Raw genomic sequence first — 12579 nt, forward strand, 5'->3', positions numbered from 1 at the left:
TCCTAATATTTTTTTAATATAATAATAAAGTTAAATTCATTCAAAACATTCAAAGGAAAACAATGCCTAAGATTATTATTTTTACTGATTTTGATGGTACTTTAAGCGGCAGAGAAGGCGGAAAAACCGTTTTTGGATTATTTTATCAATCACTACTAAGTGGCTATGTTCCTGGAGTACAGCAAGATTATAGAGCAACACCATTAAAAGATAGTGATGCAGTACAAAGCTTATTCGAAACAAAATTTGGGCCATACAAGAAAGACTTTAATTATGATCAGCCTGAAACTGACTTGTTGCTAAGCCGTGAAGCAGTGGAGTTTCTTCACAACATGTTAAGCAATGATGACGTATCCGTACAAATCATTACCAAAAACCGTAAAGACTACATTAGAGCCCTATTGACCTATCAAGGATTTAATCCTGACGAACTCAACAAATTGGGCATCTTCGATTCGGTACGAAAAGACATGGCTGTTCAAGGATTTTTATCTAAACAAACAGAGACTCTCTCTGCTGTTTATGTACTGGATGATAGCCTGGAAGATTATAACTATATGTTAAGGGCTGTTACCTCATTTGGATTAGCTGACCATCAAATCCAAAAATATCACAAGAAGTCAGGCTGTTTTGAATGGAGTGCATATCAGCAAGACATTCATAGACTCCTTTATCCTTCACTCCTGGCCGAAGGTGAACTGGAAGTAGCTACCGAAAAAAAGGAGCAACCGCTAAGCCAACAGACCCCTAATGCTTTTGAGGAAGATGCTGAAATCATTACTAAAAACAAAGAAAAAATGCCTAAACCTTCTTTTTTTAACTCAATAAACGTTCCTAAAGGTGCTGAGCAAAATGATGCTGATCTGGGTGAAATCCCTAACACTCCTCCCCTTTAAGCAAAAGACAAGCAGCAAGCAAATAAATTGATCATCCCCGCGTAAGCGGGAATGACGGATTAACCAGAATATTCAAAAGAAACTGTATTACCTGTATGCAGCAAATTGGCTCGTATCAAGTCAGCCAAGGTTCTAGTCTCCATTTTTTTCATGACCTTAGCGCGATGAGCTTCTACTGTAGAAATAGATATATTCAGATCATACGCAATCTGCTTATTTAATTTACCCTCAATAACTAAATCCATAATCTGCTTTTCGCGTTTAGTTAAACTGTTTATCCGCTGACAGAAATCAGATTGTAATTGAAAAGTATTATTTTGATTTTTTTTCAGGCAGCTTTGTGTAGCTTCAAGTAAATGCTGGTGATTCACCGGCTTAAGAATAAAATCAGCCGCCCCCGCTTTCATCGCCCTTACTGCCATTGGAATATCACCATAACCGGTGATGATTATTACAGAGAGTTGATTTTTTGTTGTATTCAGATACTCCAATAATTCGAGACCACTTATTATGGGCATCCTCACATCAATAATCAGACAACCGTGTTGGTTAGCATCATAATTATCAAGAAAATCCTTGGCATTCTCATAGGCTTGTACTCTAAGGTTAACTGATTCAAATAACCAACGAAAAGACGCACATATTTCCGGATCATCATCCACAATAATAACCATTGGCTCATTAGTAAGCATGTTGAGAATCCTTATGAAACATGATCAGCTGAAAGCAAATACCCTTAGGTACTAATTCTGTTAATAAACTGCCACAATCAGTGGTAAAAAGAGTACGGCAATAAGTAAGCTCATTCTCCACGGTCTCTTCTTTTATTGGAAAATTACTTCTAACCATTATGCTTAATGCATTTTTTTGATAGGGTTTCGTTTGAATTAATAATTCACTTTGCTCTATGCCATTTTTTCCCACAGTATCAATACATTGTTTCAATAAGCGAAATAAAACACATTTAAACTGAAATTTATTCATATTAAAATCGGGAGCACACTCATGGAAATCTAAAGTCAGTTTGATGTTATGATGTTTTATTTCAAAAAAAAATAAAGAGGTAATTTCGGTAATAATGCTAGGGATATTAATACCTTCTTCTTGAACGATTAACTGTTGCATCGAGTAAATTTTATTTTTAAATAATTCCGTATGTTCATTAATTTTTTGTAATGCACTATTCATTTGACGGGGACTAAGTTCATTTCTTTGTAACTTTATTTCACACCCACCTAGATAGGCTTTAATTACCGTTAATGGCTGATTTAACTCATGAATAAACTTCAGTAGAAGTTGGTTATGTAAGTTCTTTTGCATTAATCCATTCATCTAATTACTGTATCCTAAAATGTCCTATGAAAAGCCCGTTAAAAATTGTTATTTAGCATAAACAATATCACTCAACATACCTATATTTTGAGCCATTTTTATATGTTAATTTATTGAATGTGTATAGTTTATGCTGGTAATCCTGAATAAGCATTAAAATAAACGTTTATTAGCCTGCTAGATCTCTTGATGGCATTCCATGAATGCGAATCTAACACAAAGATAAATAATATCCAATTTGATTAGGATATTTATTTATACAACAAAAAAATATCAGTGAACACCCGAGATAATTTATATGAACCTTGATTGAGTGTGTCAACTGGGAGACTAGTTGCCAACACACCCAAACCAAGAGACAACAACTTTAAGTTTCAAATACACTTTTAACAATTGTGGTTTTCCATAGCATTTAATAGATATGTGTATTCTACTTCGAAAATGTAACGTAAATACGAAGATAACTACATAGACATCATACGCTGCCAAAAACGCAAATCCCTACACATCAAAATAAATTGAGCAACCCTTTCCTCTCTATCCAACTCGATAAATCCTGCATCCGGTTTAATAATATGAAACATCCGCTTAAAACCTGCAGCAAATGAAGGTAAATAGCCTATGTATTTACAGTGAAAATAGGCATCCCATATAAACTCAAACAATTTAGGATGAAGCAATTCTGAATCCCGAAGGAAAATCGCTATGGAATCAAATAAAGCGGAAGGTGTGCCCTCAATTTGGGTATGAAGAACCACTGGCTCCTGATTATTCAACATAATTTCACCCTCATAGCATCCAATTAGAGTATAAGAGGCTTTTTCGTTTTCAATTTCTGCAAGCAAATGTTTTAAAATTAATGCATTTGCTCCCTCTTCAATAAGTATCCCCATTTTTCTTCCAGAAAAATTTTTAGCCGTTTGCGATAAAGGACGAGCTACTTTTGTAGGCTTAAGATCATTTTGAATTGATTTTGCAATGTCATGCGCTAGAGGAGAGTTCTTAATACCAAATTTTTTTGCTACATCATTAAATGATTCATAAGCAGTAAAATACCCATGTATATCAAAACCATGCGTATGTGTATCACCCTTGGGTTGAATAGGGAGATATTCCTCTTGAGGTTGTTTTTCTTCTTTAGGTTGATTATTAGCATGATTCTGACTACTTTTTTTCATAAGACCAACTCCCTATGGAGATGAAAAAACAGTGATGCTTTTTGAACAATATTAATCATTTTAATTCGGCCTACATCCTTTAACAATCCCGAATTAGGACAGTATAATTAATGGAAATCCACAAAAAATACGGCCTGATTACAACCTAACACCTATAAAGGAAGATTTTTCTTATCACCTGGAAGGGGGGGATACATGTTTAAAAAAATAGGCAACTAAAAGAACAAACAACAACACTAAAGAAAAATAGAGCAGAACTTCCGCAAGAAGAATAAGTGTAGGATTAGTCCCTTTATATAAATAGATCGCCAGAAGTAGTATCACAACAAAAAAAATAAATGCCCCTATTAACATACTTTATTCCTTTAATTGAACATCCTTTTTTAATTTACAATTTAGGCAAAAATAAACTAGATGGCAAATGCCATTTTTAAATAGCAATGAGACTAGGCTCATGGCCCAACATGAAGCTCTGGTATAACAGGCAGCGCTGTTGGGCCATGGGCCCAACCTACAATTTATTAATAAAATCTTTAAGTTAATGACAATAATAAGATATCTCTAAGCAGCCCTCTTATTGTGTGCAATCAGCTTTAACAGCGCCTGAGCTGCCGCCGTAGACGATGCAGGATTCTGCCCAGTGATGAGAAGACCATCAACAATTACAAAACTCTGCCAATCAGGGGCTTTTTCAAACAGACCACCAAGTCGCTTCAGTTCATCTTCAACGAGAAATGGCACCATATCAGTGAGCTCCACCGCAGCCTCTTCGCTATTAGAAAAACCCGTTATCCGCTTACCTTTTACAAGTGGGGCACCTTTATAAGTTACTCGATGCAATACACCAGGTGAATGGCATACCAGGGCAATAGGCTTGCCTGAATTATAAAAGGACTCGATTAACCTGATAGAAACTAAGCTTTCAGCAAGATCCCACAAAGGACCGTGACCACCCACATAAAATATCGTGTCAAAATCATCAGCATTCATATCGGCAAGCTTAGCTGTCTGAGAAAGTGCTTTTTTCGCCTGCTCATCCTTTTTAAAACGCTCCATAGCAGGTGTTTGATTTTCAGGTAAATCACTCTTCGGATCAACAGGAGGCTGCCCCCCCATAGGTGAGGCTAAGGTTAACTCAACCCCTGCATCCGCAAAAACAAAATAAGGTGCGGCAAACTCTTCAAGCCAGAAACCTGTCTTGCGCCCAGTATTACCCAATTGGTCATGAGAAGTTAACACCATCAATATTTTCATTTTCGTTCTCCTTCCGTATCTTAACGAATGTGAACTTGATTCTACTGATTGTGAACGGTGATAAAAATTATGATTATAGGGATATGATTTCTTAAACGTTCAGGTGCAGTCTTTTTTTATTCTTTTTTAGAATCCTATTTATTAATTTTAGTTCAAGTTAATAGGGTTTACTAACCCCTACTTTAAAACCAACAAATTTGGATAGAAATTCCTAGTAAATTGCTGGGCTTAAACAGCCCAGCCTACAACTGATAAAAATTTATCCACCTCGGCCGATAGAAAATTTGGCTCAAAATGAATTTGCACAGATGCAAACCCGGAAAAATTTGCAGAAGCTCTGGAGTTCAGCAGCATTTAAGGTTGTGAGTCTGTCGCAGCTCTTAGTGAAACTAAGCTAATTTAAGTGGGGATGACTTTATTTTTGCGACAAAGCCTAGAATCCAGCAATGCTTCACTGTACAATTAACAAACTATACTATCAAACGATACTCTATTTATGTTTATTTACGTTGAAGGATTTATTGATATCCCCACGGTCCAAAAAGCGGCAAAAGAGAATAATTTAGATCCTAAAAAAGTGGTTTTCCTATTTCCAGGAAACTCTAGCCATCATCTTAAAGGCACTAATCTTTACACAATCAAAGGTGGTGCAGGTTTGGCCATTCCCGCCCAGAACTTAGGAAGTTTAGGTTATCCCGTTCTTAGCCTACCGACCACGAACATGGAAAAATGGTCTACAGACTTAAAACAACAACAAACTGTAAACGGTGCTCTCGCCGATTTATATCGTGCCGTAGGTGCTGGATATCACTTGTTACTGCCAGTTAGATCACATCACAATACCACTTATTTTGATTCCGGTTTAGCAGATACTGATGGCCTCGCAGAACCCAGTTTTTGGGGATTAAATCTTAAGACACCCAATAAACCCCTAGCCACCCATTACATCCAAGAACTGGATACATTGGCAGAGTTCATAAAATTGCCAGAGGAAGAGCGTATTAAAGCAGCGCAAGCAGACAGCTTAAATCCTTTCTTTGCGGCCTATTTAGAGGGACTGCAAATGCAAGAGGATGATCCTTGGCTGCAATTACCCGTCTCTACAAAAAAGCAACTACCAACAGTACAACCTAAGCCGCCCCAAACTACCCCCGTAGCAAAAAAAGAAGAGGTTGTTACTGTAAGATCAAATGAGAATCCCCAACAGAAAGAGAAAATTATCCCAACGTCTTCGAAGCAAATCCACACTGCAACAGAAAACTCCAGTACCGATTCTAAAGACAATACTACCCTCGAACTTCTGATGTATGGTGCCCTCTTTACCGCGGGTTTCGGAAGCCTTGCAATAGCCGTCCTCGCATGGCCCGTTATTGTCCCCGCATTGATAGCTGCAGAGATTATTTCTGCAAGCGCAGCTACAGCTGTTGCAGCTACGATTACGGCCTCCGGAGTAGCAATTGCTGGTGGTGTTACCGCATTCACCTTTTTTAAACCATCAATTGCAGATCATTCCGGGTGCGGAGAGGACGCTGAAAATACCCTTATACCTATTCGATGAATTATTGCAGCTAAGCTGCAATAATGCTTACTGTAGTTCTAACCACAATAACACCCTACTCCCTTTCATATCTGATTTTCTACATGAGCTACTAGGTGATATAAGAAAAACTAATGATTATGTATTGCAGGGTACTGCCCCTGCTGGTCATATTATTGGACCCCGTAAACAAATGGATAATGTGACCAAGGCTTCTGGTGTTCATTTTACTGTGCATGATTTAAGAAGAACTTTTATTAAAATTGCTGAAAGTTTAGATATATCTTCTTATTCGGTTAAAAGGTTAATGAACCATAAAATGTTCTAATGATGTCACTGCAGGATATATCATTAATGATTTGGAACGGTTGAGAAAACCAATGCAATTACTTACCGATTATTTTTTAAGGTTCATGGGCATTACTCGATCTGTTGATAAGCTAGCTCTAGGAACTTCTATAGACAAGCCTATCTCTATTTAAATACTCTCCTTCTATTTCAGAGCTATCCAAAGCATCCGTACACATTAAATCGATAAATAAATTTTGCTTACCTTCTTGAGAAATGTGTTGCGAAGAACCAATAATAATCCCAGCTCTCTCAGTAAAAGACTGCTCATACACAACTAATTTATCTAAGTCCCAAGTAAAATTAGGCTAATTCTCAAGCGGCCAATTCCATTTCATGATTAATAATCTAACATTTTATTAATCACTGCCTAATTGTAAATAAGGCTAGCAACCTGGCATTTATCTTCTGACGAAAAGTTAGCAAAAAGCAAGCTGACCCTAGGCATTCTATTTAAAAAAATATTGCGTTATATTTAAGATAAAAATTTATTAACCACCCTTATAAAATAAGGGCAATATATTTGAAAGGAAAAAAATGCCTATATTTTTCCATTGGTTGAATTAAATTGTCTGCATCAATACCGAGGGTTTGTTATCCCTAAGTGCCCCACCAGTGCCCCAAGAAATGATTATTTCAATTAAAACTCAATACCACTACGCGGAATCGAACCGAAGACCTTTTGATTACGAATTAGAAAATAGCGGTTTTTAGCTGTTTCGACACGATATGATTTTCTTTTAAACTCCCTTTATTTATTTGATATTAAAGCCATATTAGGTTATAAGTTCTTTTAATGAATTTGACCTGATTCTTCGACACATATTCGACACGATACGACACGCTCAATTTAAATAGTGAGAACTATATGCGAATCAACAAAACAAATATCGAGAACTTAGCTATTCCCCAACCGATTAAAACAGGGCAAAGTGCTCAAAAGAAATATTACGATGACAACCTCAAAGGATTTGGCGTACGTGTCACCTCAGGAGGCACTAAAGCATTTTTTGTTGAAAAGCTCATCAATAGAAAACTTAATCGAATAACTATTGGTCGTTACCCCGAAATTAGTCCCGATATGGCGCGAAAGAAAGCGACAGAACTACTCGGACAAATTGCCATGGGTAAAGATCCAGTTGCTGAGAAAAAAGCGCAATCCATGCGTGAAATTACTTTAAACGAAGTTTTTGAAGAATACTTACAAACCCGGAAAACCTTAAAACCCAAAACCATTAATAATTACACTCATATGATTGATAAGGCATTCCCTACTTGGAAAAATAAGCCTATTTTGTCAATTACAAAAGATCGCATTAGCAAGCATCATGAAAAATTAGGAACAGAACATGGTGAAGCCTATGCCAACCTTGCAATGCGTGTTTTACGTGCCCTCTTCAATTTTGCTGCTGGTCAATATGAAGATGCACAAGGCAAATCACTAATAATGGAGAATCCTGTAAGACGCCTGTCCCAAACTCGTGCATGGTATCGTGTAGAACGTCGTCAAACCTATATTAAACCCCATGAACTGGAAGCTTGGTATACAGGACTTAACAAAATAGAAAATAGTACTCTCAGAGATTATTTGCTCTTGATTTTACTAACAGGTCTTCGCAGAGAGGAGGCAGCTACTCTAAAATGGGAAAATGTCGATTTAGCAGCAAAAACTTTTACTATCCTTAAAACAAAGAATAATGAATCACATACTCTACCCCTTTCAGATTTTCTCTATGATTTATTGATTACCCGTCATGAGAAGAAAATTAATGATTATGTCTTTCCGGGAACTGGTGCTGCCGGTCACATTATCGAACCACGTAAACAAATGGCTCATGTAACCAAGGCTTCTGGTGTTCATTTTACAGTACATGATTTGAGACGAACCTTTATAACTATTGCCGAAAGTTTAGATATCTCTTCTTATTCACTTAAGCGGCTAATGAATCATAAAATGTCTAATGATGTCACTGCAGGATATATTATTACTGATGTAGAGCGTCTTAGAAAACCTATGCAACTGATTACCAATTATTTTTTGGAGTGTATGTGCTGTGTTAAGTCAGCTGATATAATCCAGCCTACAGAAATGGAGTCTTAAAATGAGTTTATCCACTACATCTGAATTGCTTACAGCGATTCGCACCATATTGAACCAGGCACGAACTCAGCTGCAAAATACCGTTAACAATACAATGGTACAAGTTTATTGGAATGTAGGTCGTCTAATTGTTGAGCATGAGCAACTGGGAGAAAATCGAGCTGCTTATGGTAAACAGCAATTAAAGTCACTTGCTAATCAACTACAAACTGAATTTGGAAAGGGTTTTATTGAACGTAACTTGAGACATATGCGTGCATTTTATCTGGCCTATCCAATTTGGAACGCAGTGCGTTCCGAATTAAGTTGGACTCATTATCGCATTTTGTTACGTGTTGAAAATGAAGCTGCCCGTAATTGGTATTTACAAGAAAGTATTGATCATAGCTGGAGCTCTCGAGCTTTAGAACGGCAAATCGATAAATTATATTATGAGCGCTTACTATCAAGTAAAGTTAAACAACCGGTCATTGACGAGGCTAATACTCATATTGAGCCTTTAAAAAATGATCCAAAGAATTATCTACGTGATCCTTATATTCTAGAGTTTTTAAATCTACCCCATGCCTCAGCATTAGAGAGTAATCTAGAACAAGCCCTTATCAATAATCTACAACAATTTTTACTAGAACTTGGCAAAGGCTTTGCGTTTGTAGAACGTCAACAACGGATTGCTACAGAAGATCAGGATTTTTATATTGATTTAGTATTTTACAACTTTAAACTCAAATGTTTCCTACTTATCGACTTAAAAATTGGCAAACTTACTCATCAAGATGTAGGACAAATGGATACTTACGTCAGAATTTACGATCAGCATCGCAAAGGCTCTGATGATAACCCTACGATAGGATTAATTTTATGCAGTGAAAAAAGTGAAGCTGTTGCTAAATATTCTGTATTAACGGAAAGCAAACAACTTTTTGCATCGAAATACTTACACTACTTACCTACTGAAGAAGAGCTGCGTGCTGAATTAGAGCGTGAGCGTGCAATTTTAAGTGAGCTGCCTAATCATGATGCGGAAAAAAACTAAACGTACTCCAATGATGAATTGTTATCTTTCATCAAGGTAACCTGAGGTGTCGACATTTTGTCGATAACTCAACTAAGTAGAAGCTTACAGCAAGTTACGAAAGGATCTAGGGAGTAGATCTTGTTTTGCAATTTTAAACAAAAGGTAAAAGGTAAGGTCTGACCTTATTACTTCAAAATTATAAAAATTTGCTTTTAAAAGCACCTTTCTCACTATAATTAATACTAATCTATACTTAACTTAATGGTAAAGATTGAATGGAGCGAACATGACGAACTTCAAAAAAAATAAAGATAAATCACCCAAAAAACATGCGAGCAATAAACTTTTGGGCTTAATTGACAATATTATAGATGAAAAAAAGAAAACTCATCGTGCCACTGATAAATATGATGAATTAATCAAGTTAATGGAATCAAAAGAAAAATTTGAAAATATATAAACTATGAAAAAGAAAATTCCCTCTGGCTACATTTTTAAAAGTAAGCCCTCTGAGTTTTTGGAACAAGGAGACATAATTCATTTTAATGATGAGCTAAAAAATGAATTCCTTTCTCACTTCAATATTAAATACGATCTCGAGTTTTTAATGGTCACGAGCCAAACATGTGATTTAGTTAAAGAAAGACCAAAAGTTAACCACATCAATCTTTGTATTTTAAGACCTTTAGCTAATTTCTTAAAAAGGGAAGTTGACAATCTAAAACCTAAGCAAATAGACGATACAAATATTATTAAACTAAACGATTATAACGCTCTTCGAAATAAAATTTATGACTTGATCAACAATGCCAATACTAAAGCACACCTATATTTACCTTGTAAACAACCTCTGCATTCAGAAATGATTGCTGTACTAAATTTTAGCTATCCTCTTAGAGTTGAACACTATGACTTAATAGCCACAAATAAAATCCTCTCTCTAAAAAAAGATTATCAGGCCAAACTTGGCAGTCTATTATCCACTTTATATAATCGTGTTGCGGCTACAGAGTTAGTGGAATATAGTTCTTGGAATAAAAAAGAATTATTGAAATCAATTGATTATAAACTACAGTCTGAAAAAATTATTGGGATCTCCCCAGAGGCTAAAAAAGAATTAGACTCTATAACACTTTTTCATGGCCAGGACATAATAAAACTTGTTCAGTCATTGGAAGATGACGTAACCACTCGAAAAGACAGGCAAGAACTTGTAGATGCATACAAGAAACTTAAACCTTTTTTAATTAATGAAATCGAAGAAATTAAAAAAGTAAAAAATTTCGACTCTTTAAATTCCACCCAAATTATAGCTAATCTAAAAACACGCTTTAATAACCTACTAAAAGACATTTAATTTTAATATTTATATATGTCGCCTATTTGAAGCAAATATTCATAATAAATTATATGTTGTTGAAAATATTTAAACCAAATTTTTCAACATTGCAAAGCAATGTATATTGCGCCCTTGGAAAATTCTTTTCTTCGGGATAATTTAAAATTGAGTATAAAAGATTTATTGCGAAAAATCTTAATTTGAAGTTTATAAATAAGATTAGGAACTTTCAGTAGTCAAGTAATCCTTGACTACTCAATAGCAAAATAGAATAACGTTAAAATTTTATGAAAAAGAAATCCTAGGCCACTTGTATTGCAAATTTAATATAAACGAAATGAACAATCCGAAATCCATAGAGATGGAGACAGTTAGCTTTTATGCAGTCTTTTTTCCATTTCTTCTAAGACAGCATTTGAACGAGAATGGTCGATTGTTAGAGTCAAGCCTTTATCTTTCGCTTTAATGCCTTCCACTCCACAAGAAGTTCTCGTTGAACGAGCATTTAGGCGCTTAGCTTGCTCCTTATCCTGTAGATGAGGATTTGTTTCTGATAATCTTTTCATATCTTTAATTATATCAAATTTCCTCAAAACCGAATCCAAAAATGAACAATCCGGAATTTCCGGAAAGTTCATTTTCACTTATTATTTATGAGAGCATTTAAATTTGGCACGCACTGCGTACCAAATTCAATTATCTCCAACAGACTAGCGCAAAAAAACAACCATCTTAAAGCTATGTGCTTGAGTAAACTCAAAATCAAGTGTTCTCATCTTCTTCCAAATCATCAATCATTGATTTAAAAGATGCATACTTCTTTCCACCGCCACTTTCTAACTCCTCTATAGCCTCAAGGGTTAGATTATTGGGAATTTCTTTATCCTGAAGGTCAGGATTAAAATCTGATGTAGTTTTCATGTGTAAATTATACTCCATTTTCTCTGCAATTTGAGTAGCGATAATAATTTCAGTGGTACATGTGGAACAGATGGGACACCTTGATCTCACTGAGTTATACAAGTTCCACCATCAAAATCACTGATGGTACACGTGGGACAAATACCCCATATTTGTTCACTCTAGTTACAATTTCTTTGAATTTGTTTTCAATTGTTGACTTTAATTTTCAAACCACGTAATAATCTGTTCGTTGTTTTAAATAGCTTTATGAAAATGGCTATAAAGCTATATGGATTTTTGGATAGAAAGTACCAGTTCACTGGAATTTTTAAATTGGATTTATGGAAAAAGCCTCTTTGGCGGCATTTTTAATGTCGAATGAAAATTCTTTTAAGAAAGGTATCACTATGTCTAAAAATAATGTATCGCGCTTGCAACTCATCAATGAATTCGAATCTGCTCCAGAATCTACCCTATTTAATCAAAATACACTTGCCGCCGTCTTAGATTGCTCAGTTCAATTACTTGAACGTAACCGTTGGGCTGGTCAGGGGGTACCCTACTTAAAAATTGGTCGTACCGTTCGCTATCGCAAATTGGATATTCTTAATTATCTTCAACACCAATGTGTTCATAACACCCTTCAAGAAGCGGTTTAGCCTTTCTTGCTTTG

General features: G+C 35.6%; 14 protein-coding genes and 1 pseudogene. 8 read left to right on the forward strand and 7 right to left on the reverse strand.

The genetic code is table 11. The features are described from left to right. The first annotated feature begins 62 nt into the window (after positions 1-62). Positions 63-896 (forward strand): hypothetical protein, encoded by an 834-nt coding sequence (locus tag E1P08_RS12635; protein ID WP_133137373.1) that lies wholly within the window; start codon positions 63-65, stop codon positions 894-896. Between the two features lie 59 nt (positions 897-955). Here E1P08_RS12635 and E1P08_RS12640 read toward each other — a convergent pair whose 3' ends face one another. From E1P08_RS12640 to E1P08_RS12660, 4 genes are all read right to left on the reverse strand, one after another. Further along, positions 956-1588 (reverse strand): response regulator transcription factor, encoded by a 633-nt coding sequence (locus E1P08_RS12640; RefSeq protein WP_133137374.1) that lies wholly within the window; start codon positions 1586-1588, stop codon positions 956-958. Continuing rightward, entirely contained in the window at positions 1578-2228 is a 651-nt protein-coding gene (locus tag E1P08_RS12645; RefSeq protein WP_133137375.1) for a sensor histidine kinase, read from the reverse strand. Before E1P08_RS12645 ends, E1P08_RS12640 begins: the two co-directional genes overlap by 11 nt. 464 nt (positions 2229-2692) lie before the next feature. Further along, on the reverse strand, positions 2693-3406 hold the full coding sequence (locus E1P08_RS12650; RefSeq protein WP_133137376.1) for a type 1 glutamine amidotransferase family protein: 714 nt from the start codon (positions 3404-3406) through the stop codon (positions 2693-2695). 561 nt (positions 3407-3967) lie between these two features. Further along, the gene (locus E1P08_RS12660; RefSeq protein ID WP_133137377.1) at positions 3968-4660 is read right to left on the reverse strand and encodes a type 1 glutamine amidotransferase domain-containing protein; all 693 of its coding nucleotides are present in this window, start codon (positions 4658-4660) and stop codon (positions 3968-3970) included. 496 nt (positions 4661-5156) lie between these two features. Here E1P08_RS12660 and E1P08_RS12665 point away from each other — a divergent pair, with 496 nt between their 5' ends. Further along, positions 5157-6218, forward strand: a complete 1062-nt coding sequence (locus E1P08_RS12665) for a hypothetical protein (RefSeq protein WP_133137378.1) — start codon at positions 5157-5159, stop codon at positions 6216-6218. Positions 6219-6252: 34 nt separating this feature from the next. Then, positions 6253-6679: pseudogene (locus E1P08_RS17495) on the forward strand (site-specific integrase); the annotation flags it as partial. Here the strand turns inward: E1P08_RS17495 and E1P08_RS17500 are convergent. Continuing rightward, positions 6644-6820, reverse strand: a complete 177-nt coding sequence (locus E1P08_RS17500; RefSeq protein WP_242602454.1) for a DUF4172 domain-containing protein — start codon at positions 6818-6820, stop codon at positions 6644-6646. The pseudogene E1P08_RS17495 and the gene E1P08_RS17500 sit on opposite strands and share 36 nt — an antisense overlap. Positions 6821-7413: 593 nt before the next feature. On the opposite strand from E1P08_RS17500, the gene E1P08_RS12675 reads away from it, so the two are divergent. The 4 genes from E1P08_RS12675 (at position 7414) to E1P08_RS12685 (ending at position 11021) form a co-directional block, all read left to right on the forward strand. After that, on the forward strand, positions 7414-8646 hold the full coding sequence (locus E1P08_RS12675) for a tyrosine-type recombinase/integrase (protein ID WP_133137379.1): 1233 nt from the start codon (positions 7414-7416) through the stop codon (positions 8644-8646). A 1-nt stretch (position 8647) separates the two neighbouring features. After that, positions 8648-9682: a PDDEXK nuclease domain-containing protein gene (locus E1P08_RS12680; protein WP_133137380.1), complete on the forward strand. Its 1035-nt coding sequence runs from the start codon at positions 8648-8650 to the stop codon at positions 9680-9682. 268 nt (positions 9683-9950) lie between these two features. Beyond that, positions 9951-10124 (forward strand): hypothetical protein, encoded by a 174-nt coding sequence (locus tag E1P08_RS17210; protein WP_165485171.1) that lies wholly within the window; start codon positions 9951-9953, stop codon positions 10122-10124. Between the two features lie 3 nt (positions 10125-10127). Further along, positions 10128-11021 (forward strand): hypothetical protein, encoded by an 894-nt coding sequence (locus tag E1P08_RS12685; RefSeq protein ID WP_133137381.1) that lies wholly within the window; start codon positions 10128-10130, stop codon positions 11019-11021. A gap of 353 nt (positions 11022-11374) precedes the next feature. On the opposite strand, the gene E1P08_RS12690 is transcribed toward E1P08_RS12685, so the two are convergent. Continuing rightward, the gene (locus E1P08_RS12690) at positions 11375-11641 is read right to left on the reverse strand and encodes a hypothetical protein (protein WP_133137382.1); all 267 of its coding nucleotides are present in this window, start codon (positions 11639-11641) and stop codon (positions 11375-11377) included. 124 nt (positions 11642-11765) lie between these two features. Further along, the gene (locus E1P08_RS12695) at positions 11766-11924 is read right to left on the reverse strand and encodes a hypothetical protein (protein ID WP_165485172.1); all 159 of its coding nucleotides are present in this window, start codon (positions 11922-11924) and stop codon (positions 11766-11768) included. A gap of 389 nt (positions 11925-12313) precedes the next feature. On the opposite strand from E1P08_RS12695, the gene E1P08_RS12700 reads away from it, so the two are divergent. Then, on the forward strand, positions 12314-12565 hold the full coding sequence (locus E1P08_RS12700; RefSeq protein WP_061692146.1) for a hypothetical protein: 252 nt from the start codon (positions 12314-12316) through the stop codon (positions 12563-12565). Positions 12566-12579 lie beyond the last annotated feature (14 nt).

Source organism: Legionella rowbothamii (assembly GCF_900639985.1).
Lineage (GTDB): Bacteria > Pseudomonadota > Gammaproteobacteria > Legionellales > Legionellaceae > Legionella > Legionella rowbothamii.